General features: G+C 66.7%; 20 protein-coding genes. 9 read left to right on the top strand and 11 right to left on the bottom strand.

Annotation, left to right across the window (positions count from 1 at the left end):
* Positions 1–4 precede the first annotated feature (4 nt).
* The 5 genes from NGR01S_RS24060 to NGR01S_RS24040 all read right to left on the bottom strand — a co-directional run bounded on the left by NGR01S_RS24060 (position 5) and on the right by NGR01S_RS24040 (position 6,458).
* A complete protein-coding gene (locus NGR01S_RS24060) occupies positions 5–1,939 on the bottom strand; it encodes a glycosyltransferase (protein ID WP_063040583.1) in 1,935 nt (644 codons plus the stop codon).
* Entirely contained in the window at positions 1,936–3,165 is a 1,230-nt protein-coding gene (gene glf, locus NGR01S_RS24055; RefSeq protein ID WP_063040581.1) for a UDP-galactopyranose mutase, read from the bottom strand. Before glf ends, NGR01S_RS24060 begins: the two co-directional genes overlap by 4 nt.
* A gap of 162 nt (positions 3,166–3,327) precedes the next feature.
* Positions 3,328–4,005 carry a hypothetical protein gene (locus tag NGR01S_RS24050; protein WP_157107411.1) on the bottom strand — a complete coding sequence of 226 codons (678 nt, stop codon included), beginning with the start codon at positions 4,003–4,005 and terminating at the stop codon, positions 3,328–3,330.
* A 137-nt stretch (positions 4,006–4,142) separates the two neighbouring features.
* Positions 4,143–4,916, bottom strand: coding sequence for a MerR family transcriptional regulator (locus NGR01S_RS24045; protein WP_063040703.1), 774 nt, complete (start codon positions 4,914–4,916; stop codon positions 4,143–4,145).
* An 87-nt stretch (positions 4,917–5,003) separates the two neighbouring features.
* Entirely contained in the window at positions 5,004–6,458 is a 1,455-nt protein-coding gene (locus NGR01S_RS24040) for a SpoIID/LytB domain-containing protein (RefSeq protein WP_245664739.1), read from the bottom strand.
* 409 nt (positions 6,459–6,867) lie between these two features.
* On the opposite strand from NGR01S_RS24040, the gene NGR01S_RS24035 reads away from it, so the two are divergent.
* Positions 6,868–9,093 (top strand): N-acetylmuramoyl-L-alanine amidase, encoded by a 2,226-nt coding sequence (locus NGR01S_RS24035; RefSeq protein ID WP_063040701.1) that lies wholly within the window; start codon positions 6,868–6,870, stop codon positions 9,091–9,093.
* 86 nt (positions 9,094–9,179) lie between these two features.
* Here NGR01S_RS24035 and NGR01S_RS24030 read toward each other — a convergent pair whose 3' ends face one another.
* Entirely contained in the window at positions 9,180–10,028 is an 849-nt protein-coding gene (locus tag NGR01S_RS24030; protein WP_063040575.1) for a Cof-type HAD-IIB family hydrolase, read from the bottom strand.
* A 131-nt stretch (positions 10,029–10,159) separates the two neighbouring features.
* Here NGR01S_RS24030 and NGR01S_RS24025 point away from each other — a divergent pair, with 131 nt between their 5' ends.
* The 7 genes from NGR01S_RS24025 (at position 10,160) to NGR01S_RS23995 (ending at position 18,363) form a co-directional block, all read left to right on the top strand.
* Complete coding sequence (locus tag NGR01S_RS24025; RefSeq protein ID WP_063040699.1) at positions 10,160–11,137, top strand: ABC transporter permease; 978 nt, start codon at positions 10,160–10,162, stop codon at positions 11,135–11,137.
* 214 nt (positions 11,138–11,351) lie between these two features.
* Entirely contained in the window at positions 11,352–12,317 is a 966-nt protein-coding gene (locus tag NGR01S_RS24020; RefSeq protein ID WP_063040697.1) for an ABC transporter permease, read from the top strand.
* Positions 12,314–14,221 (top strand): ABC transporter ATP-binding protein, encoded by a 1,908-nt coding sequence (locus NGR01S_RS24015; RefSeq protein WP_084481652.1) that lies wholly within the window; start codon positions 12,314–12,316, stop codon positions 14,219–14,221. Before NGR01S_RS24020 ends, NGR01S_RS24015 begins: the two co-directional genes overlap by 4 nt.
* A 43-nt stretch (positions 14,222–14,264) precedes the next feature.
* A complete protein-coding gene (locus NGR01S_RS24010; RefSeq protein ID WP_063040572.1) occupies positions 14,265–15,938 on the top strand; it encodes an ABC transporter family substrate-binding protein in 1,674 nt (557 codons plus the stop codon).
* On the top strand, positions 15,935–16,636 hold the full coding sequence (locus tag NGR01S_RS24005; RefSeq protein ID WP_063040570.1) for a hypothetical protein: 702 nt from the start codon (positions 15,935–15,937) through the stop codon (positions 16,634–16,636). Before NGR01S_RS24010 ends, NGR01S_RS24005 begins: the two co-directional genes overlap by 4 nt.
* 67 nt (positions 16,637–16,703) lie before the next feature.
* Positions 16,704–17,420 (top strand): TetR/AcrR family transcriptional regulator, encoded by a 717-nt coding sequence (locus tag NGR01S_RS24000; protein WP_157107410.1) that lies wholly within the window; start codon positions 16,704–16,706, stop codon positions 17,418–17,420.
* 10 nt (positions 17,421–17,430) lie between these two features.
* Positions 17,431–18,363 carry a TIGR03564 family F420-dependent LLM class oxidoreductase gene (locus NGR01S_RS23995; RefSeq protein ID WP_063040565.1) on the top strand — a complete coding sequence of 311 codons (933 nt, stop codon included), beginning with the start codon at positions 17,431–17,433 and terminating at the stop codon, positions 18,361–18,363.
* Positions 18,364–18,630: 267 nt separating this feature from the next.
* On the opposite strand, the gene hemC is transcribed toward NGR01S_RS23995, so the two are convergent.
* The 5 genes from hemC to NGR01S_RS23970 all read right to left on the bottom strand — a co-directional run bounded on the left by hemC (position 18,631) and on the right by NGR01S_RS23970 (position 23,022).
* Complete coding sequence (hemC, locus tag NGR01S_RS23990; RefSeq protein WP_063040563.1) at positions 18,631–19,557, bottom strand: hydroxymethylbilane synthase; 927 nt, start codon at positions 19,555–19,557, stop codon at positions 18,631–18,633.
* A gap of 89 nt (positions 19,558–19,646) precedes the next feature.
* Positions 19,647–19,901, bottom strand: a complete 255-nt coding sequence (locus NGR01S_RS23985; RefSeq protein ID WP_030524358.1) for a Txe/YoeB family addiction module toxin — start codon at positions 19,899–19,901, stop codon at positions 19,647–19,649.
* The gene (locus tag NGR01S_RS23980; RefSeq protein ID WP_030524359.1) at positions 19,898–20,164 is read right to left on the bottom strand and encodes a type II toxin-antitoxin system Phd/YefM family antitoxin; all 267 of its coding nucleotides are present in this window, start codon (positions 20,162–20,164) and stop codon (positions 19,898–19,900) included. Before NGR01S_RS23980 ends, NGR01S_RS23985 begins: the two co-directional genes overlap by 4 nt.
* A gap of 303 nt (positions 20,165–20,467) precedes the next feature.
* On the bottom strand, positions 20,468–22,045 hold the full coding sequence (locus NGR01S_RS23975) for a Rieske 2Fe-2S domain-containing protein (RefSeq protein ID WP_063040561.1): 1,578 nt from the start codon (positions 22,043–22,045) through the stop codon (positions 20,468–20,470).
* A 44-nt stretch (positions 22,046–22,089) separates the two neighbouring features.
* The gene (locus NGR01S_RS23970) at positions 22,090–23,022 is read right to left on the bottom strand and encodes a hypothetical protein (protein ID WP_245664738.1); all 933 of its coding nucleotides are present in this window, start codon (positions 23,020–23,022) and stop codon (positions 22,090–22,092) included.
* A gap of 140 nt (positions 23,023–23,162) precedes the next feature.
* On the opposite strand from NGR01S_RS23970, the gene NGR01S_RS23965 reads away from it, so the two are divergent.
* Positions 23,163–23,933 carry a lysophospholipid acyltransferase family protein gene (locus NGR01S_RS23965; protein WP_063040559.1) on the top strand — a complete coding sequence of 257 codons (771 nt, stop codon included), beginning with the start codon at positions 23,163–23,165 and terminating at the stop codon, positions 23,931–23,933.
* Positions 23,934–23,961 lie beyond the last annotated feature (28 nt).

Raw genomic sequence — 23,961 nt, 5'->3', positions numbered from 1 at the left:
GCGTTCACCGCTGGCTCTCCTCGCTGCTGTCTATCCCGAAAACCTTCTCCCACGCGGCCGTACCGGTGAGTTCCGCGTGCGCGGCGCGGTAGCGCCCCCGCATCTCCGGCAGTCGCGCGGCGAGTTCCTTGCGCAACCGCAGCGCTTCCCGGAGCAGGCCGTAGGCCTGGCGGGGATCACGCTTGCGGTACACCACGCCGCGCCCGTCCGCGGTGGTGACGGTGACCCCGTCGACCTGCGAGAGCAAAAACCAGCGCGCGTCCAGCGTGGGTACGTTCAGCTGGGGCCGGTCGTGGTGTTGCTCGTGCGCCGGCCGCAGGTTGTGCAGCAGGCCCTTGCCGAGCCGAAGGATCTTGGCGATCGGATTGGCGGGTTCGCCCACCGCGCCGACCCCGATCCCGCTGGCCAGCGGGAGTTCGGTGGACGAGGGCAGGATCACCGCGTCCGGATACTGTTTGCGCAGTTCGTGTACCGCGCCGAGCGCGCTCGGCAACAGTTCGAACAGACGCTGCGGACCGGCCAGGAAATCGCGGATCGCCAGATTCTGGATCGCGACCGTCGAGTACTCCAGGCAGAGCAGATGTTTGAGGGTCGCCTTGACCGTGTGGGCGATCATGTTCCGGCCGTTGCCCGGCTGGTACAGGGCGGCGACGACCAGGCGATTGCGTAGATGGAAATACGCCTGCCAGTCGATCGCGTCGTCCTTGTCGCTCCACGCCATATGCCAGACCGCGGCGCCGGGCAGGGTGACCGTCGGATATCCGGCCTCCCGAGCACGCAACCCGTATTCGACATCGTCCCATTTCAGGAACAGCGGCAGCGGCTGGCCGAGTTGTTCGGCCACCTGCCGCGGGATGACGCAGGTCCACCAGCCGTTGAAATCCCCATCGATACGCCGGTGCAGCAGTTTCGAATTATCGCGGTCGCGCAGCGGGTATTTCGCGAAATCGTGGTCGTATTCGACATTCGGCGCCGCCGACCACATGAAGATATTGCGGTCGACGACCTCACCCATCACATGCAGATGTGAGCGCTCCTGCAGGTTGAGCATCTGGCCGCCCACCAGTACCGGCGATTTCGCGAAGCGGGCGAACGCCAGCGCGCGCAGAATCGAATCCGGTTCGATCTCGATATCGTCGTCCATGTAGACGATGAATTCGGCGCTGGTGGTTTTCAGGGCCTCGTACATCACCCGGCTGTACCCGCCCGACCCGCCCAGATTCGGCTGATCGTGAATGGCGAGCCGGTCACCGAGGACCGCGGCGGCTTCGTCGAATCCCGGTTCGTCGACGACCTTGCGGGTGCCCTGGTCGGGAATGATCACCGCGTCGATCTGCGCCAGCACCAGCGGATCGGCCCCGAGCGCTTTCAGCGTCGTCACGGCGTCGGTGGGACGGTTGAAGGTCGGCATACCGACCGCGATCCGGCCCTCTCCCGGCGCCTCGATCGGCGCGTACCAACCTCCGGACACCAGGGTGACCGCGGTGTCGGTGGTGATGTCGAACCAGAGCCAGCCGCCGTCCTCGAACGGGCCGAAATCGGCCTCCATCTCGACCGACACCGTCTCCGCGCCGGAGGCCACCGCGAACTCACGGCCCTGGACGTGGATACGGGACCCATCGGCCTTGGATCGGTACAGGTCGACGCGGCCGTGTCCGGCCAGTTCCAGCCGCAGCACCACCGAGTCGAGCATGCTCCAGCGCCGCCAGTAGCTGGCCGGCAGCGCGTTGAAGTAGGTGCAGAACGACACCTCGGACTCCGCGCCGACCGACAGCGAGGTCCGGGTGGTGGCGTGCGCGCGCCGCGCGTTGGTCGCTGATTCCTCCAGGTAGAGGGTGCGCACATCGAGCGGTTCGCCCGGGCGGGGCAGGATCACCCGTTGCAGCAGCGATTTCGCTCGGGTCGCGGACGCACTGTGCGCCAGTGATGCAGAGGTCATACGTCGTTGTTCTCCTCGGCCAGCGGCGCACCCGTCTCCAGGTGCGGACGCAGCACATTGTCGAACATGTTCAGCGCACTCGCGATGGCCATATGCATGTCCAGGTACTGGTAGGTACCGAGGCGGCCGCCGAACAGGACCAACGCGTCGACCGTCTCCTTCTTGGCCAGTTCGCGATACGCGGTCAGTTTGGCCCGGTCCTCGGGGGTGTTGATCGGATAGTACGGTTCGTCGCCGGTCTTGGCGAAACGCGAGTATTCGCGCATGATCACCGTCTTGTCCGTCGGGTAATCCCGTTCCGGATGGAAATGCCGCGGCTCGATGATCCGGGTGTAGGGCGCATCCGCATCGTTGTAGTTCATCACCGACGTGCCCTGGAAGTCGCCGGTGGCCAGCACCTCGGTTTCGAAGTCGATGGTGCGCCAGCCCAGCTCACCCTCGGCGTAGTCGAAGTAGCGGTCCAGCGGGCCGGTGTACACCACCGGGGCGTGCGGGTTCTGCGCGCGCAGTTCGTCGCGGACGTCGAACCAGTCGGTGTCCACCCGGACCTCGATCAGGTCACTCGCGGCCATGTTCTCCAACCACTTCGTGTACCCCTCCTTGGGCAGGCCCTCGTAAGTGTCGTTGAAGTAGCGGTTGTCGAAGGTGTAGCGGACCGGGAGCCGGGTGATATTGCCCGCGGGCAGCTCCTTGGGGTCGGTCTGCCACTGTTTGGCGGTGTAGTCGCGGACGAACGCCTCGTACAGCGGACGGCCGATCAGCGAGATGGCCTTTTCCTCGAGGTTCTGCGCGTCGGAGGTTTCGATCTCGGCGGCCTGCTCGGCGATGAGCGCACGCGCCTCCTCCGGGGTGAAATACCGGCCGAAGAATTGCGACACCAGGCCCAGCCCCATCGGGAACTGGTACGCCTGACCTTTGTGCAGGGCGAAAACGCGGTGCTGATAGCCGGTGAACTCGGTGAACTGCGTGACATAGTCCCAGACTCGTTTGTTCGAGGTATGGAACAGATGCGCGCCATATTTGTGGATCTCGATACCGGTTTCCGGTTCGGGTTCCGAATAGGCATTACCGCCGATATGCGGGCGGCGATCCAGCACGAGGACTCTCTTGCCCAGTAAGTTCGCGCTGCGCTCGGCGACGGTCAGCCCGAAGAAGCCGGAGCCGACGACGATCAGGTCGAACTGTGCGGTGTTATCTGAGTTACCCGGAGACGATGCGGCGGTCACGGGAGCCCAGCGTATCGGAAGCGTTTCCCGGCGCCAGTCGGAGTCGGAAGGTCAGGGGTATTGCCAGGTGAGCGGCTTTCGCGCCGTCCGCCGGCGAAAAGCGCGCGCCGGGGCCGGTGCGAACCGGCCCCGGCGCGGGAAAACCGCCGTTCACCGGCGCCATCAGCGGTAACCGTACGGAGCGACCCCGTAGGCACCGACCGGAACGGGTACGCGGGCGGCCTCGATCCACCGCTTGGTGGGGGCGATGGCGGCCAGTACGAGGGTGAGCACCGCGAAGAGCGGAGCGCTGAGAACGCTGATCCCGACACCGACGGTGACCACACCGACCACGACGACGGTGAGCACGATCGAGAGCACGCAGCCGAGGATGACCATCACTCGTCCGGAATTGCTGCGACGCAGCAGCAGGATGCCGCCGATCAGGAGCAGCAGAGCCAGGGCGCTGTAGGCGATGCCGAGCACCACACCGGTTCCCGCGAGGTCGAAATCGAAATCGATATCGGGACCGCTGGAACTCGAACTCGAACTGCTGCGACGGCGGGCGCCGGTGGCCAGGACGGCGCCGCTGGTGAGCGAACTCTCGGAGGTGGCCGAGGCCAGCACGAACATCCCGAAGGCGGACAACGCGCCGGCGACTCCGCCCAGCAGCGCGAGAATCCCGGCGGTGATGCCGGTCCCCCCACTCGGGGGCGCCTGGTATCCGTAGGTGCCGGCGAACTGCGGTCCCGGCGCGTAGCCCATCTGATGGCCGGGCGCGGCCGGGTAGGCGGGTGGCGGCGAATACGGCGCCGACGGAAAACGCTGCTGCGGCGGCGGCTGACCATACGGATAATTCACGGGACCTCCCCCTCGTCACGGTTTCCGGCACTGTACCCGCGCATCGCCGGTGACCGGCGGTCCGCCGATTCCCCGTAAATGCGAAACACGCTTACCCGCACACGTATTCGTGTGCGGGTAAGCGGCGGGGACCGTCGCTATTCGAGATTGTTCTCGGCGTAGATACGCATCGCGTCCCGGATCAGTTCCGCTGCGCCTTCGGCGTGCACGTCGTAGTTGGCCCCGAAGCGTGCGTCGGCGACATACATTTCACCCAGACCCGTGAATTCCCGCGCGCCGGGACGACGGCCCTGCCGGCCGCCGGTCACCCATTCGTAGTGCCGCGCGGTGATCTCCTGGACCTCGGCGCTATCCGGGGCGAGCCCGGCTTTACGCGCCCGCCCGAAGGCCGCGGCGATATCGAGCTGCGCCTGCTGGAACGCCTGCTTCTCCGCGGCGCTCAGCGAACGCCACCAGCGGTCGCCGCCCTCATAGGCGTCCTTGCCCCAGCGTTCGACGACCTCCTCCTTGTACTGCGTGTGATCGAATTCCTCGAAGACTTCCGCCGCCACGAGTCGTTCACCTCTCTCCAACTTGTCCAATGTGGTGTGTACCGACACGATCCGGCGGCCGATCCGGTCCTGTTCCTGCCGCAGCAGGTCCAGCTGGGCACGCAGCGCGGTGATCGCGTCACGTTCCCCGGCGAGGATCTCGCCGATCACCGGCAGGCCCACGCCGAGTTCACGTAGCAGCAGGATCCGCTGCAGCCGGACCAGCGAGCGCTCGTCGTAGTAGCGGTAGCCGTTCACGCCGATCCGGCTGGGCGGCAACAGCCCCAGCTGCCCGTAGTGGCGCAGGGTGCGGCTGGTGGTACCGGCCGCTTTCGCCAGATCCTGGATGGACCATTCGTCGTTGCGGGAACCCGCGCCCACGACCTTCACCTCTTCCGTTCCGCGTCGGTGTCACCAGCCTGCAAGTTGACGCAACGTAAAGGTCAAGCCGTCCGGCTCGGGCGGCGGCTAGAACACCTCGGTGGTCTCTATTCTCGTCGGGATCCGCTGGGCCCCGGGTACGGCTGCGGGCCGGTCGCCGTCGAGCGTGCCGGACCCGGCGGGCCGGGTGTCGAACTCCGGAGTGCTGTCCGGCACGGCGCGGCCGGCAGGCAGCCGACCGGGAATCGTCGCCGCCTCGGAATCGCCCGCGCCCGGCCCGAAACCGCCGGATTCGCTGTCGGCGGGCACCACGCCGCCGGCTTCGGCACTACCGGCTCCCTCGGTGAGACCGGGTACCAGCTGCATCAGCGTGTCGAAGTCGACCACCTGCGCGCCCAGGTCGGTGGTGTAGACGATGACGCCGTTCTCGTACAGCCGATACTTGCCGGCGTCCTCGGGCAGGGACAGTTCCGGGGTGACGGGCAATCCGAGCGCGCCCTGCATACCGCCCATTTCGGCGTAGGCGGTATCGATCGGCGAGGGGGTCGCGCCCGGTGCGACGCCCGGGAGCGTGCCCTCCGGGGAGACCGGGAGCGAGCCTTCCGGGGTACGCGGTACCGGAGCACCCGATTTCGAGCCTTCCGGCGAGGTCTCGTTCCACGGCTCGGGGGTTCCCGGAGCGGCGCCCTCCGGCAGCGTGTTCACCGGAGGTGGCAGCGGCATCGGTGTGGTGACCGTGAGTTCGGCGGGTGTAGGCCCGACCTCGAAAGTCTGGATATCGGCCGGCGATCCGCCGTCCGGGGCGGCGGAGTACTCGGCGCGCAGGATCCGCCCGTCGCGCAGCAGTACCCGGCCGATCGTGGCCTCCACCGCGGCGGTGGTGCGCGGGTCCTCCTGAGCGGTGCCGCTGTAGACCTGACAGTCGGTGGTATCGCAGGTCTGCGCGTAGGGCCAGCGGGTTTCGGCGAGCGCGTAGGACCGGGCGGCGACCGCTTGGGCTTCCAGGGCGGCGGGCGCCCAGTCCGGCGGCATCTCGGCCGGGACCACCCCGAGCAGATAGTCCTGGATTTCCACCCGGTTGACGGTTCGGGTCTCCCCGTTCTCGGCGGCCACCCCCAGCGACCCGCGATAGGCGCCGCCGCCGCACAGCGTCAGATGTTCCGCCGCCGGGCGGTTCGGGTTGGGGTCGATCGGATAGACCCACGGATCCTGGATCGGGTTCTCCCACAGGACCGGTCCGGCACAGCCCTGGGTGACCACCGCGTGTGCGCCGCCGTCGGCCAACGGTGTGAGCCGGACGGCCTCGCCCGCCTGCAGTTCCTGTCCGGCGAGCCGCATACCGGCAGCGGAGGTGACGACGAGATCGGCACCGTCCTGTTCTTGCAGCCGGACCGATACCGAGGCCGGTCCGATGGTGCCGAACTCGGCGCCCGGATAGTAGTGGGCGAGGATCTGATCGACGTTCTGCCCGTTGTCGGCGTTCTGCAGCGCCCCGTGCTGGCTCAGTCCGCGCCCGTGCCCCGGACCTGCTTCGGCAAGCATCCGGTACACCTCTCCGGCGCCGGGCACCAGCAGCGCCCCGCCGATGGCCAGAGCCGTCGCGCCGCAGGCGAGTAATGGGCCTGGACGAATCCGCCGACCCCTCATCGACTGTGGCAAAACCGCAACTACCAGCGTGTTACCCAGACGCCCTGAGACTTTCGGCCGAGTCATGTTGTTTCGATATGACATACGAGCACTCCCATCGTCAGCCCGGACGCTTTCGACTCGGTACGACGTCGGCATGTCGTTTCGACCGGCCACGCTCCGGGAGCTACATTCGAGCGAACAGGAAAGCCTCAACCTCAGGTTTAGATTTGTGACGAATGTGGCTAGTGTGGTCCGTGGGACTGAAGTTCGCAAGCATGACTTGCTCACCGATCACTGGTTGCAACCCTGATTGGAGAAGCTCGTGCCCTACCGCAAACCGAAGCGTTCCTGTGTACTGCCGGTTGTCGCGCTAGTAGCGGTAGCGGGCCCGATCCTGCTGCCCATGGTCACCGACCTGGGCAAATCGACCGATCAAATCGAACTGACCGCGGTACCGCCCCAGCTCACCGAACTCGCGCTGCGCAGCGCCCCCGATACCGTGCTGCCGCTGGGTGAGCTGACCGGACTCGACCTGCCGGACCTGCGCCTGGGCGATCTGCAGGCACTCGGCGTACCCGACATCACCCCGAACGGTGCGACCACACCCACCGAACCGAGCCGCCGGCTGCCGGAGCGGCAGCCCGGCCCGGGTTTCGTGACCGAAGGCGGGCCACCACCCGCGGACACGCCCGCGCTCACACCCGGCGTCATTCCGCCGGAATTCATGGACGCGGTCGGCGCGCAGGTCAAAGAACTGAACCGGGAACAGCCTTTCAGCATGATCGCGCTGACCGCTCCGGACCTGGCGAACACCACCGTCATGATCCGGGCCGAACAGCCCGACGGCGGCTGGGGCCAGTGGTATGAGGCCAACCCGATCGACGGCGCCGCCGGCGTGGCGGCCGGCGGGCCCACCGGCACCGACCCCATCTACGTCGGCAACACCACCTCGGTGCAGGTGCTCGTAACCCGGAAACCGCAGCAGCACGGGGGTGATCCGCTCGGCCGGACCCCCGCCGCGGCGGGCGGGCCGCAGCAGCCGCCCGACCTCACCGCCGTCCTCATCGATCCCGGCCGCGGCGCGGTCGACGATCAACTCCAGGACATCGCCGCCGCACTGCCCGGCGGCGGCCCCCGGGTCATCACCCGCAACCAGTGGGGCGCCGACGAATCGATCCGCTGCCAGGAGCCCACCTACGACGACGGGCTGGGCGGAATCACCGTCCACCACACGGCCGGCCGCAACGATTACAGCAAATCCGAATCGGCCGGGATCGTCCGCGCCATCTACGCCTACCATTCGCAGACGCTGGGTTGGTGCGATATGGGATACAACGCACTGGTCGACAAGTATGGGCAGATCTTCGAGGGCCGCTACGGGGGTCTGGACAAGCCGGTGCAGGGCGCGCACGCGGGTGGTTTCAACGAGAACACCTCCGGTGTCGCGATCATGGGCGACTACCAGGTAGAACAGCCCACCGACGCCTCGATCGAGGCCACCGGCAAGTTCATCGGCTGGCGTGCCCGGATCGCCGGACTCGATCCCAAGGGCCAGACCACCATGTATTCAGAGGGCACCGAGTTCACCCCGTACGCACAGGGTGAGGAAGTGCATCTGCCGGTGGTCTTCGCGCACCGCGACGTGGGCAACACCAGCTGCCCCGGCGATGCCGCCTACGGGCAGATGGACCGGATCCGCACGATCGCCGCCGGTGAAGCGGGGGCGACCCGGTCGTCGACCCCGCGCAGCCAGGCCTCCCGCTCGGATCTGGCCGCGCTGGCCGATCTCACCGCCAAGCTGCTGACCATGGTGAACGACAATGTGATCGCGAAGTACTGGGTCGCCAAGGGCGGTCCGGACGGGCCACTCGGCCAGGCCGCTTCCGGACCGTTGCCCGCGGCCCAGGGCCAGCAGTACGCGAAATTCGTGAACGGATATGTCTACACCGCACCGGACGGTCAGGTGCACGAGGTCGTGGGCAAGGTCCTGGATCGCTTTCTGGAACTCGGCGCCGACGCCGGTGCGCTCGGCCTGCCGCTCACCGATGCCTACCCGGTCCCCGAGGGGCTGCGCACCGACTTCCAGAACGGCTCCCTGATCCTGAACCAGGTGGCCGATATCGTCACCACCGTCTGGAAGACCTACAACGACACCTACCAGCAGCAATTGCAGGGCAAAGGCGCACAACCCGGCACCGCACCGCACGCAACACCCGGCGCGAGCCCGGCACCGCAGGTGGCGGGCCCGGTTCCGCAGGTCGCGGCGCCGCCCGCACCCGTCGCCGCACCGGCCGAGGAACAGTCACCGGCACCGCAGGTCACGGGCCCGGTTCCGGAGGCCGCGGCACCGCCCGCACCCGTCGCCGCACCGGCCGAGGAACAGTCACCGGTACCGCAGTCCGCGCCGCCGCCCGCCGCCACGGTCGACCCGGCAGCCGCTGCTCAGGACGGCCCACCGCCGGCCGAAGCGGGTCCGGAACCCGCCGCCGAGGCCGGTCCGGCACCTCCGCCGGAGCCCGCTGCGCCGCCGTCCCCACCGGCCGCCTGACCTCCGCGTACCGACCGCGCCGGATCGTGCCCCGCACGATCCGGCGCGGTCGTTTTCGCACAGGCGGTCCGGCGATTCCGCCGCGGCTATCCCTCCCCCGGCCACCAGCGTTCGAGGACCTGCGCGACACCGTCCTCGCTGTTGCTCCCGGTGATCTCGTCGGCGGCCGCGAGTGCCTCCGGGTGGGCGTGCCCCATCGCGACCCCCCGCCCGACCATGCGCAACATCGGGATGTCGTTGGGCATATCGCCGAACGCGACCATATCCGCGGGGTCGACTCCGAGCCGCTCGCCCAGAGTCCGCAGCCCCGACGCCTTGGTGACACCGAGCGCGGAGATCTCGATCAGGCCGTGTTCGGTGGAGTAGGTGATATCCGCGCGGTCGCCGATATGGGCGGCCAGCGTCACCGCCATATCGCCGCTGCGGGCACCGGGTAGCCGGATCAGCATTTTGATCGCCGGGGAGTCGATGACCTCGTCGCGGGCCACGGCGGTGTCGTCGGGATTGAGCCAGGCGTGCTCGTACTGCGGTGAGCTCACGAATTGCGGGGTGGCCGCGTCGTGCGCGCTCGCGCCGATCCGCTCGGCCGCCAGCCCGCATCCGGGCAGTACCTTCTCCGCGATATCGGCAATCCAGCCGAGAGTTTCCACATCCAGTACCGAGGCCCCGAGCACCTTGTCGGTTTCGGCGTCGTAGAGCACGGCGCCGTTGCCGCATACGCACAGCGGTGCGAAACCGAGCCCGGCCACCACCGGGGCGATCCAGCGCGGCGGACGACCGGTGGCCAGCACGAACGGCACTCCGTCGGCGATCAGTGCCGCCACCGCGGCCCGGGTCCGCGCCGAAACCCGCTCGTAGGGATCGATCAGGGTGCCGTCCACATCGGAGGCCACCAATTCCGGTCGGGTCTGCCGCGTTGCGCTCACCCGTCCCATTCTGCTGGGTCGGCCGCGACACCCCGGCGGGCGTACCCGTTCGCGGGGCGAACACGCAGCAGGCCGTCCGTCGCGCATCCCGGAAGATCGCTCCCTATGATCAGGGGCTACACCTGATATCGAGGGGAATGATGGCCGGCTTTCTGCTACGACGGGCGCTCAATTACGTCGTGCTGCTGCTCTTGGCGTCCTTTCTCACCTTCAGCCTCGCTTCGCTGACCTTCCGGCCACTGGACAGCCTGGAACAGCGCAATCCGCGACCGCCGCAGTCGGTGATCGACGCCAAGGCCGAGGAACTGCATCTGAACGAGCCGATTCCGCAGCGCTACGTCACCTGGGTGACGGGCGCGGTGCACGGCGATTTCGGTAAGACGCTCGGCGGGCAGCCGGTGAGCGAGGAACTGGGCCGCCGGATCGGGGTCAGTCTGCGGTTGCTGATTCTCGGTTCGATCATCGGCACAGTGCTGGGCGTCCTCATCGGGGCGGCCGGCGCGATCCGCCAGTACAGATTCAGTGACTATTTCACGACCGTCATATCCCTGCTGATCCTGTCGACCCCGGTGTTCCTGCTGGCGACACTGTTGAAATTCGGTGCGCTCGAGATCAACTCGGCCACCGGAACGCAGATCTTCCTCTACACCGGCGAAACGTCGGCGACCAGTATCGAGGGGTTCGGCGCCCAGCTGGTCGACCGCCTGCAACATCTGGTGCTGCCCACCCTGGCCCTGGCCCTGGGCGGGATGGCCGGATACAGCCGCTATCAGCGCAATGCCATGCTCGACGTGCTGCAGAGCGATTTCATCCGGACCGCCCGGGCCAAAGGTCTCACCCGCAACCGGGCACTCTACAAACACGGCCTGCGGACCGCGCTCATTCCGATGGCGACGCTGTTCGCCTACAGCCTCGGCGGACTGATCACCGGTGCCACCTTCACCGAGAAGATCTTCGGCTGGCACGGGGTTGGGGAATGGCTGGTCGATTCGATCAACGCCCAGGACATCTACGTGGTCGCCACGGTGACCGCCTTCGCCGGGCTGGTGGTGCTGGTGTCGGGCCTGCTCTCCGATATCGTCTACGCGATTCTCGACCCCCGGGTGCGGGTGGGATGAGCGGGTCAGGCCCGGAGGCGGCAGCGAAGCATAACCACGCAGGGCCCCCCGATCATCCCCGAAAACACAGCATGAGCGGGTCAGGCCCGGAGGCGGCAGCGAAGCATAACCACGCAGGGGCGCCGCCCCGCTCATGCCCGAAGACACAGCATGAGCGGATGAGCGAGCACAACCACCGACGTCCCCGCGAATCCCCCGAGGGCACAGCGTGAGCATCAACGAAACCGAGATCCTGGTCCAGGGCGCGCCCGAACCGGCCGCCTCCGGTCGGCGCAAACTCATCCTGCGCCGTTTCCTGCGCAACAAACCCGCGCTGGTCGGCGCCGCGGTGCTGGTCCTGATGTTCCTGGCCAGTTTCGTCCTGCCGTCGTTCCTGCCCTACGACTATCAGGACATCGACTACACCGCTCTGCTCGAACCGCCGAGCCCCCAGCATCCCTTCGGTACCACCGAGATCGGCCAGGACGTACTGGCCCAGACCCTGCGCGGGCTACAGAAATCGCTGATCATCGGCCTGTGCGTGGCGGTGTTCTCCACCACCATCGCCGCCGTTACCGGCGCGGTGGCCGGGCTGCTAGGCGGCTGGACCGACCGCACCATCATGTGGGTGGTCGATCTGCTGCTGGTGGTACCGAGTTTCATCATCGTGGCCCTGTTCGCGCCGCGTACCAAGGGCAGCGGTTCGATCCTGCTGCTGATCATCCTGCTCAGTGTGTTCGGCTGGATGATCAGCGCGCGGATCGTACGCGGCCTGACCATGAGCCTGCGCGAACGCGAATTCGTCCGGGCCGCCCGCTATATGGGTGCCCCGACCCGGACGATCATCCTCACCCATATCGTGCCGAATATCGCCTCGATCCTGATCATCGACACCACGCTCACCGTCGGCGCCTCGATCATGGCCGAAACCGGGCTTAGCTTCCTCGGTTTCGGGGTGCAGCCGCCGGATGTGTCGCTGGGCACGCTGATCGCGAACGGCACCAGTTCCGCCATGACCTATCCGTGGCTGTTCCTCTTCGCGGGTGGTCTGCTGATCATCACCGTGCTGTGCGCGAACCTGGTCGGCGACGGCTTGCGCGACGCCTTCGACCCCGGCGCGAAACGCGCCCGGTCCCGGCCGTCACGCAAGGCGCGCAAGGCGGCGGAGAAGTCCCGGCAGGCGGAGGAAGCGCGGACATGACCGGAGAGACCACGACGGTGCGATCGGCAACGGACCGGGCCGTGCCCGGTGCATCCGGCGCGGGCCAGGGCCGCACGCCCCTGCTGGAGGTATCGGATCTGCGCGTCTCGTTCCCCAGCGAAGAAGGCCGCGTCGACGCGGTCCGGGGGGTGGACTACACGGTCGCCGACGGCGAGGTCCTCGCGATCGTCGGTGAATCCGGGTCCGGGAAATCGGTGTCCTCCCTCGCGGTGATGGGTCTGCTGCCCGAACAGGCCCGGGTCACCGGCTCGATCCGGTTGCGCGGGCGGGAACTGCTCGGCCTCGGTGACCGGGAACTGTCGAAACTGCGCGGCAGCGCGGTGAGCATGGTGTTCCAGGACCCGCTCTCCGCGCTCACCCCGGTGTACCGGGTGGGCGATCAGGTCGCCGAAGCGCTGCTCGCGCACGGGAATATGAGCAAGGCCGAGGCGGCGAAACGCGCGGTCGAACTGCTCGATCTGGTCGGTATTCCCGATCCGGAGTTGCGTGCGAAGGCCTTCCCGCACGAATTCTCCGGCGGTATGCGCCAGCGGGTGGTCATCGCCATGGCGATCGCCAACGATCCGGCGCTCATCATCTGCGACGAACCGACCACCGCACTCGATGTGACAGTGCAGAAGCAGATCTTGAACCTGCTGCGCAAAGCCCGCGATATCACCGGCGCGGGCGTCGTCATGATCACCCACGATATGGGTATCGCGGCCACCCTCGCCGATCGTGTGGCCGTGATGTACGCGGGCCGGATCGTGGAAACCGCGACCACCGCGCAGGTTTTCCGGAGCCCCCGGATGCCCTACACCGTAGGTCTGCTCGGCTCGATCCCGCGTATGGACGGACCGCCGCGCGCACCGCTGATCCCCATCGTCGGCGCGCCTCCGGCCATGCACGCACTGCCGCACGGGTGTTCGTTCGCGCCACGCTGCCCGGTCGCGATCGAGAGATGCCGCGCCGCGGAACCACCGCTGGCCGAGGCCGCTCCGGGCCATCGCGCGGCGTGCATCCGGACGGACGAGGTCGATTCGCCGGCGCTGTTCGACGCCTACCGCCGCGAGATCGGGGAACCGGCGGTGCCCCCCGCGACCGATCCGCAGCCGGTGCTGAAGGTGACGGATCTGGTCAAAACCTTCCCCATCACCTCCGGGGTGATCCTGCGTCGCCGCAAGGGCGAGGTTCGCGCCGTGGACGGGATCGGTTTCGAGGTCCGCGCCGGACGCACTCTGGCCCTGGTCGGTGAATCCGGGTCGGGTAAATCCACCACGCTCACCCAGATCCTGGACATGGTGAAACCGCAGGCCGGAACCATCGAGATCATGGGCCGCGATACCGCCACCCTCAACTCCGCGCAGCGTCGTGAACTGCGACGCAAACTGCAGATCGTCTTCCAGGACCCCACGGCCTCGCTGGATCCGCGACTACCGGTTTCCGATATCGTCTCCCAGCCGATGCGCATCGCGAAGCGGCCGAAATCCGAGATCGCCCAGCGCGTACCGGACCTCCTGCGGCAGGTGGGCCTGCGGCCCGAACATGCCGACCGCTATCCGGGCGATTTCTCCGGCGGCCAGAAGCAGCGCATCTGTATCGCCCGGGCGCTGGCCCTGGACCCCGAATTGCTGGTGCTCGACGAGCCGGTGTCGTCCCTGGATGTCTCGATCCAGGCGGGTGTACTCAATCTGCTGCGCGACCTGCAGGCCGAACGGGGTCTCTCCTATCTTTTCGTCTCCCACGACCTCTCGGTGGTGCGCAATCTGGCCCACGATATCGCGGTGATGTACCGGGGCAAGATCGTCGAAGCGGGACCGGCGGAACAGATCTTCGGCGATCCGGGACACGAATACACACGATCACTGATCGAGGCCGTGCCCGTACCCGTGGTAGAGGGTTGACGGACGTGTTCTCCGGACCCACCGGCAGGAAGGAAGAACGGCCATGAGGATTCGATCAATGCGGAGGCTGGCGGTACCGCTGTGCACCGTAGCCCTGCTCGCGGCCGGTTGTGGGGCCAGCGATTCGGGAGCACCCGAGGGCGCGGTCGCCGAACTGGGCACAGTCAACGACATCAACCCGCATGATGTGAGCGAACTGCGCGACGGCGGGAATCTGCGCTTGGCCGCCACGTCCTATCCGGAGCAGTGGAACCCGATGCAGATCGATTCCGACGGTGAGTCGGCGAGCATCATGCGCCCGATGATGCCGCGTGCGTTCGCCACCGACGCGGCCGGGAACATCTCGGTCAACACCGATTTCTTCACCAGCGTCGAACTCACGAACTCCGAACCGCAACAGGTGACGTACACCATCAACCCCAAGGCGGTGTGGTCGGACGGCTCCCCCATCACCTGGGAGGACATCGCTTCCCAGGCGCATGCCATGAGCGGCCGGGATCCGAAGTTCCTCATCGGGAACACCAATGGATTCGACCGGATAGAGAAGGTCGAACGCGGCACCGATGACCGCCAGGCGATCCTCACTTTCGAAAACCATTACGCGGATTGGGCCGGTCAGTTCTCCGGTAACTCCATGCTGCTGCCGAAGGAGGCCACGGCGACGCCGGAGGCGTTCAACGAGGCCTGGCGCAACGCACCCGGCAAGACCTCGGGCCCGTTCGTCATCCAGTCCACCGATCGCGGTCAGGGCCGGATCGTGCTCGGCCGCAATCCGAAATGGTGGGGCGCGACCCCGAAACTCGACACCATCACTTTCAGTGTGCTGTCGAGCGAAGCCATGGTGCCGGCACTGGCCAACAACGAGATCGACGCCATCGGCCTGGCCACCCGCGACGATATGCAGACCGCCCGCAATACCCCCGGGGTGGCGATCCGGCGCGCTCCTGGTAACAGCTGGTCGCATCTGACCTTCAACGGCGCCCCGGGGTCGCTGCTGGAGGATCCGAAACTGCGGGTCGCCATCATCAAGGCGATCGATCGCGCCGGTATCGCCAAGGCAATGCAGAACGGCCTGGTCAACGACCCGAAGCCGCTGAACAACCACATCTTCATCCAGGGCCAGAAAGGCTACCAGGACAACAGCCTGCCCTTCGACCCCGAGGCCGCGAAGCAGGAACTCGACGCCCTGGGCTGGACGCTGAACGGGGAGGTCCGGGAGAAGGACGGCCGCAAACTGATGATCCGCGATGTCATGTACAACGACAAGACCTGGGTGCAGGTCGCGCAGATCATCCAGCAGAACCTTCGACAGGTGGGGATCGAACTCGCCATCGAGACCAAACCCGGCAGTGGCTTCTTCACCGACAACATCCAGCCCGGCAATTTCGATGTGGGCCAGTGGGTGTGGTCCGGCGATGCCTTCCCGCTGAGCAGCATCCCGCAGATCTGGGGCTACTACCCCGATAATCTGCAGGGCAACTACGGCCGCATCGGTTCGCCCGAACTGAACGACCTCATCGAGAAGACACTGACCGAGCTGGACCCGCAGAAGGCCATCGAACTGGCCAATCAGGTCGACCAGGCGGTCTGGGCCGAGGGTCATTCGATCCCGCTGGTGCAGTCGGCCGGCAACGTCGGTGTCCGCGACAACCTCGCCAACTACGGCGCCGCGGGACTGGCTTCCCTGGACTACACGAAAATCGGTTTCCTGAAGTGAGCTCCCGGATAGGCCATCCGCTGGCCTATCCGCTGTGCGTGACCATCGGCGCCCTCGCGGTACTCACCGCGTGGGCGCCGTTCGCCGATCCGGACCAGCTCAGCGGGCTGGCGGTGGTCGGCGTGGGGGTTGTGGGGTACAGCGGGTACCGGTTCGCGGTGGCGCTGGGGGTGGTCGGCTACCGAGCCGAGGGCGCCACGACAGTGGCGGTGCGGCGGGTGAGACAGGAATATCAGCTGGTCAGCCGTTCCTGGCTGGAGTTGCGTGGCGGCGGTGACGAGCGTTGGCTGCCCGTGTACTTCACGCCGGAGCTGATCGGTTTCACCGGTGGTACGGCCTTGCTGAGCGGACGGCAGATCGTGCTGCGGCCAGAGTTCGGCAGTACCGGGCCGCCCGGTGGACCGCGGCGCGAGTTCCGGGTGCTCCCGGCCGGCCGGGCCCGGGAGACCGAACCGCCCGGCCGCCTGGTCGACAATCCGACGCGGGTGGACCCGGAATCGCAGACCCGGGCGGCCACCACCGCCAAGACCACCCGCCGCTTGCTGCTGGACGCCCAGTCGGCGGTCGCCGCCCCATTCGTCGCCCTGTTGTGGCTGTATGTGATGGGTGGCGGGACCGGGGCGTTCATTGCCGCCCTGTGTGTGGCGGCCGCGACCGGGACCTGGCTCGGCGCCATCCGCGGGTCGGACCCGAGCTGACCCCTGCGCAATCGCCGAAACTCCGACTAGTTGACTATATTTCTCATTTGGTCATATGGTCATAGTCATGTCCCCCGGAGGCCGCGCCCACACCGAGGAGGCCCGCCGGCGGCGGGCGGATCAGCTGTTGGATATTGCGTCGGAGCTATTGCTCCGCGCCGGTTACCGCCGAGTGACCGTGGACGACATCGCTGGTCGGGCCGGCGTGGGGAAAGGCACCGTCTATCTGCACTGGAAATCCAGAGACGAGCTGTTGCTCGCGGTGCTGCAACGCGAGGTCGTACATTCGATCGACCAACTCGTGAGCGTGCTGCGCGACGATGCGACGACTATCGTGCTCCATCGAATGACCGAGGTCCACTTCCTCGAAGTGATGCGCCGGCCGCTGCTGCGGGCGCTGTACACGACCGACCCCGAAGTTCTCGGGAGACTGGCCGCCGAACTGCATACCGGCCAGGGCCTCGACCATCACCGCGCATTCGACGACTACCTGAGACTGCTGGCCGATCATGGGTTGCTGCGTAACGACCTGTCGATCGAGGAGATCTCCTACGGCTACCACGCAGTCCTGCACGGCTATCTGAGCGAAGACTCCTACGACCGGGGCGCACCGGAACTTTCGCAGGAACGCAAGGCGCGGTTGCTGGCCACCACCGTGCAACACGCCTTCGAACCCCCGCAATCGGCCTTCGAGGCTGTCAGAGACATTCACGAGCGAGCAATCTCCCTGTTCGCAGAGACCGCCGACCGTGCTCGCGCGCTGCTCTACCCGACCACGAACTGAAGGAACTGGAATGCGTATCGGAACCCTGATCTCCCCTGGACCGAACGCCACGGTGAACGATCTGGTGAATCACGCTCGCCAGGCAGCCGAGTCGGGGCGGCACAGCGTCTGGCTCGGCCAGGACTCCGGCTGGGATGCGCTCACCGCGGCTGCGGTCATCGGCACAGAGGTCCCCGCGATCGAGGTGGGAACGGCGGTGATCCCCACCTATCCACACCACCCGCTGGTACTGGCCGGCCAGGCTCTGACAGCCCAATCCGCCACCGGATCCCGCTTGACACTCGGCATCGGTGTCAGCCATCCACACATCATCGAGGGGAGATTCGGTTATTCGTTCCATCGTCCCGCGCGGCACCTGCGGGAGTACCTGCGAGTGCTGATGCCCTTGCTGCGCGGCGAGAGTGTGTCTACCACCGGGGATCACCTGACGGCTGTGGGACGGATCGATGTCCCGCGGCTACCGCCCCCCTCGGTTCTCGTCGGCGCCCTGGGACCCGCGATGCTGCGGGCCGCCGGCGAGTTGGCGGATGGCACGGTGACCACATGGATCGGGCCGACGGCGTTGGACAACCATATCGTTCCGATCCTCACCCGCGCTGCGGCAGCTGCGGGAAGGCCGGCACCGCGAGTGGTGGTATGTCTGTTCGTCGGTGTGACAGATGACGCGGACAGCCTCCGAGCTGCACTCGCCGACCGCTTCGGCGCAGCGGGCCGGATCGCCAGCTACCGCACCGCGCTGGACCGAGAAGGCGTCAGCGGACCCGAACATACCGCGATAGTCGGTGACGAGAAAGCCGTCGAACGCGGGATTCGCAGCTTGTTCGACGCCGGAGCGACAGAACTGGTGGCAATGCCCATCGGCACCGAAACCGAACAGACACGGACAGCAGACATGCTGAGCGCCCTCGCAAGCGCTGCGGGCAGGCCGCCCGGTCGACCTTGAAAGGCTCGATACCGGACACTCGATCCGACTGCCCGATGCCTTTCGTGAGCGGCCGATCGCCCGAGCCGAGCGCGACAGCAGCGCAGAGCGATGTCATCCGGCGTGCTGTCGCCGAATACCCGGACCGGCACCCCAGCTCGATCCGTCACATTCCCTATGTGAGGTCGAGGGACCCATAACGCAAAAATGCCAGGCCTGGCAGCAGCTGTGCCCGAGGCGTCGCAGCCCCACGCGGCCGGTGAACGTCGCCGAGCGTCTCGGGCGAACTCAGTGCGGGATGGAATCGATGATCGCCCGGGCGCCCTGGCGCAGCAGATCGGAGCCGACGAAGAATCCGAGGGCCTGCGGATCCTCCGGGACACCCCAGTGCTGTGAATCCAGCCACCGGGTGCCCTCGAGATCGAACACCTTGCCGCGCAACGAGAGCCGGCCGGTGGGTTCGATCACGCAGACCCCGGCGATCGGGGAATTGCAGTGCCCCTGCAGGGCGTGCAACATGGCGCGTTCGGCGTCGGCGACGCGGCGGGTCTCGGCATGGTCGAGACGACCGGTGAGTTCGCGGACCTCGTCGTCGTCGGCGCGGCAGGCGAGCGTCAGCACGCCCGCGCCGATCGGCGGGCACATGACCTCGAGCGGCAGGATTTCGGTGATCCGATCCTCGCGGCCGATGCGATGCATCCCGGCGACGGCGGCGATCAGCACATCGCAGTAGCCGTCCTCTAGCCGCTCCAGCCGGGTGTTCATATTCCCGCGCAGCGGTTTCATCACCAGCCCCGGATAGTGCAGGCGCAACTGCGCGGACCGGCGCACCGAACTGGTCCCGACAACCGTCCCCGGCGGCTGCTCGGACAGGGGTCGGCCGTCCTTGGTGATGATCGCGTCGCGCACGTCGTCGCGCTCCGGGAAACCGGCGAACGCGATACCTTCCGGAATCGGGATATCGCCGGGAATATCCTTCAGGCAGTGCACGGCGAGATCGGCCTGGTCCTCCAGCAGCGCGTCGTCGATCTCCTTGACGAAAGCCCCCTTACCGCCGAGCTTCGCCAGATCACCCATCCAGCGGTCACCGGCGGAGGTCACTTTCACCAGTTCGGTTTCGACACCGAACTCGGACAGACCGGCCGCGACCTGCTCGGCTTGGGCTACTGCCATAGGACTGGCCCGGGTCGCGACCCGGATAATGCGCGAGGCCATGGCGTGACTCTACCGTCGCCGGAATCCGCCCCGAGGGGCGGTGGTACGCGCTTCGGACGGGAGTGACCCTGGTTACGGCCGGATGAAGGTCAGTAGTGGTAGCGAGCCTGGGCAATAAGGATGTTGTCTCCGGAGACGGCATAGACGAGACGGTGCTCGTCGTTGATCCGGCGAGACCAGTACCCGGACTTATCGCCCTTCAACGGCTCAGGTTTGCCCAGCCCGGTGAACGGGTCACGATCGATATCGTCGATCAAACGCATGACCCGCAACGCCATTTTTCGATCGGTGGAGATCCAGTGGCCGAGGTCTTCGAATGCGACCTTCGCGAAGGTGACTTTCATTCGAGCTCTTCGGCGAGCTTCGCCAAGTCCACTTCAACAGAATCACCGGCCTCCAGTTGGGCGATACCCTGGGCCAAGCGCGCGGCATTGACGGGCGAACGCATCAGGTAGAGGGTCTCGCGAAGGGAGTTGTACTCGTCCTCGGAGATCAGGACGGCGTTGCCTTTGCGGCTGGTGATATGCACGGCGACGGCGTCGTCGTTCACCTGCTCGATGAGCGGGTACAGGTTGGCCCGCGCTTCGCTGGCGGACATGCTGGTCATCGGCCGGTTCCCTTCCCGGTGTCGCCACTGAATGGTACCGGTTTATGGTACAGGTCGTCGAACAATCCAGGTAGGCACAACCTTGCCGGCCGCAGAACCGCAGGCAAGTATCCCACCTACGACGTGACATACCGCAGCCCAGGAATCTGTCGAGAGGTAGAGGACGATGGTGAGCGATTATCGACGACTGGGTCTACGAACGAAAGCCGGGCCCGACGAACCCGCAGCCAAGCCATCTCCAGCGCCGCGTCGAGCAGACCCCGGCCCGTGCCGCACCGTCGGCTCGACGCCGACCGCACCGCGCTACCCGGCCGGTTCGGACACCTTCCGGGAGCGCAGCTCATGTCCCTTGGAGGTCTTGCAGCGGCCCGACTCCAGATCCCACTGCCAGCCGTGCAGGTTGCAGGTCAGCGTGTTGCCTTCCACCACACCGAATTTCGACAGGTCCGCCTTCAGATGCGGGCAACGGCGCTGGATCTCCCAGCCGGCCACCTCCACCGAGGCCGAATCGTCGTGCGCTTCGGAGAACCAGCCGTCCGCGTAGGCGATCCGTTCGTCGGTGAGGCATTTGAAGAAGGTGTACAGGTATTCGTTGTAGCCACCGATCCGCCACGCCTGGAAACGGGTGGACAGGAAAATGGTGTTCACCCAGTCGGGTTCGTTATCGCGCAGCACGGTGCGCACCAGTTCGGGGGCGATCCGGAAGCCGTAACGGTATTTGCCCTCGCCTTCCAGCGGCGCGCGGACGGCCCGCTTCGGGAAGTCCAGAACCACGGTCTCCTCGCCGATCACGAGGCCGACCGGGTAGCCGATACCGTCGCAGATCAGATCGCTCTGCGCCATGATCGGCTCGAACAGCGCCTGCAGCGGTTCCAGGAGGGATTCGCCTTCGGCGGGCGCCCAGGTCTTCTTCTCCGCCACCAGCACCGGCGCCAGCCGCTGCGCCATCTTTTCGATGTAGGCGGCCTTGTCGTGCCAGATGGTCTCGGGATCGTAGGGATGATCCAGTTCCAGTTCGGCGCCGTGCACCTCGACCACCGAACCCGGCACCATCAGCACCCCGCGATCGTGGCCGTGCTCACGCATCTGCTCGAGGAAGACCATCTGGTCGGGGAAGATATTGCCCTCGTCGCCGTGGTCGTCGTTGAGATAGCGCAGTTCGTCGTCGAGGAAGACCGGCGGTCCGGCGGACGGAACCACCCAGGTGGCGCCGACCTGTTCGATATAGCTGCGGGCCCGGTCCATTCCGCGCCGGCGCTTCTGTTTACCGAAATTCGATTTCGTCCGGGCCGGGATGTCGTAGACCATCGGGTACCAGATGGCGCCCGAGTACTGCAGCAGGTGAATATCGATCGTGCCGAAGGCTTCGTGCAGCACATCCATATCGACCGGCCGTGCATCGTTCATATTGAAACAGGTGGTTTCGCCGTCGGAGACGATCAGCCCGGAGTCACCGATCGGACCGTCCGCGGGTGCGCGCAGCGCGACGATCATGATGTCCAGTTCGGCGGCCGGATCACCACCGCCGATCCCCATCGACCCGTTGATCTTGTGTTTGACCGAATCCTCGGTTTCGAAGAATTTGTGGAAACCCAGTTTCTCCAGCTCACGGCGCAGATCCGGGACCGGGTAGTCGGGCAGCAGAACGGTCGCGTCCTTGTTCACGTACTCGGCCAGATGCGCGGCGTCGAAATGGTCGCGGTGCAGATGCGACACATAGAGGAAATCGCAGTTACCCAGTTCCTCCCAGTCGAGCTGGGTGTTGTCCGGAAAAGGGAACCAGGATCCGAAGTACGCGGGGTTCACCCAGGGGTCGCATAGGATCGAGCCGGCCGCTGTCCGGATATGGAATCCCGCATGTCCGACGCTGGTGATCTGCACGAGCTCGCTCCTCCTGACCGTTTACGGCCCTCCAGGGTAGTGCTTCACGACGAGATGTCGCCGATGCAGTAGCCGTCATCACCCTGTTCGAGTAGAAATGTCCGGTTCTGCGTGATTCCGGACGCATTCGTCACCGGCACCGCGACGGCCATATATCCGGTCGTGAGCGGCTGGGAACTGATCTGCTGATCGGTGAATCCGGTGATCGTGCCGAGCGTACCGGGATTCTCGGCGAGCGGCGCGGCCACGGGCGCGCCGCTGCCCTCGGGATCCCAGGTGGCCGGGCTCGCCGCGCACACCAGCGGGTACTGCTCCTCCAGGTCGGCGGGGTCCAGCGGCTGCCCGGTCGAGCGGGACAGATAGCGGCGCACGGTGTGCCGGGCATCGGCGGCGTCGTAGACCGGTTCCGCACCCGCCACGGACACCCGGCCGCAGGCATATCCGGCGGCCACCCGGTGCTCGTCCACAGTGACCGTGGTGACTCCATCGGTCCAGGTGAGCGTGCCGTCCGCCGCGGTACCCGGTTGAGCGAGCGCGCTGAGCACGGCATCGCGGTCGGTATACATGGTTTGCACGGTGAGCGGCGGAATGGTCCAGCAGGTGCTCTGTAGCGTCGCGATATCCGCCGAGCGCAGGTCGGCGGCGAACCGTTGCAGCGCGGGGGCGGCATCGGGTACGCCGGGGACCGCACCGACCGCGGGCGCGTCGGCGGGGACCGGCGGCAGCGTGGGAACCGGCGGCGCTCCCGCGGATGTGTCCTGCTGCTCGGTGCTCGGCGCGTCGCCCGCGGATGCCTGCGCCGGCGGACTGCCGGCGTCGTCGCCCGGGATTCCGGATACCGAGTCGCATCCGGTGCCCAGCAGCACCCCGGACACCGCGAGCCCCACGGCGAGGCCACGGACGCGGGCGCGGCGCGCGGTCTCGCGGCCGATTCGGCGCAACGGTACGGGACGGGCGCGTTCCACTTCGACGATCACCTTTCCTGCGGTACATACCGGTTCGGTCGAGACAGCGTGGTTTCGACCGCGCCACGCCGAACCCGGGATCCGGCGGACGGGGCGCGCGCGGCGGGCCGGACGCTGCCGGTCATCATGGCAGCGACTACGCTAGCGGACTTGTGGAACCCGTCTACCGGACGATCATCGGGCTGGCCCGGACCGTCTTCTTCCTCGAGGGCCTGAAGTTCACCGTCACCGGCGATGAGAACATTCCCGCCGCAGGGGGCGCTGTACTCGCGGTCAATCACACCGGGTATATGGATTTCACCTATGCGGGTCTGCCCGCGCGCACCCCCAAACGCTATATCCGCTTCATGGCCAAGAGCGAGGTCTTCGACAACAAGATCGCCGGGCCGATCATGCGAGCTCTCAAACATATTCCGGTGGACCGGGCCGCGGGGGCCGACTCGTACCAGGCCGCCGTGGAATATCTGCGGCGCGGCGAACTGGTCGGCGTATACCCCGAAGCCACCATCAGCCGCAGTTTCGAGATCAAGGACCTGAAATCCGGTGCCGCCCGGATGGCGATCGAAGCCGGCGTGCCGATCATCCCGATCACCATCTGGGGCGCCCAGCGGGTCTGGACGAAAGGTCATCCGAAACGGCTGGGCCGCACCAACACACCCATCTCCATCGCCGTCGGCACACCGATCCAGCCCTATGAACCGGCATCCGACCTGACCGCCGAGCTGAAGACCGCCATGCAGGAACTACTGCGCGGCCTGCAGGAGAACTACTCCCACGAACCCGGCGCGTACTGGGTTCCGGCCCGGCTCGGGGGCAGTGCGCCTACCCTGGAAGAAGCCGATGCGATGGACGCCGCCGAGGTCGCGGAACGGATTGCCCGGAGACGGGCCGAACTCACCGACCAGGACGACACCGGCGCGTAACGTATATCCACCACGGGCGGGTAGGTGC

This window comes from Nocardia grenadensis NBRC 108939, from assembly GCF_001613445.1.
Taxonomy (GTDB): Bacteria; Actinomycetota; Actinomycetes; order Mycobacteriales; family Mycobacteriaceae; genus Nocardia; species Nocardia grenadensis.
Note: the sequence above shows the minus strand (reverse complement) of the source record. Positions and strands in the feature narration are given on the sequence as shown.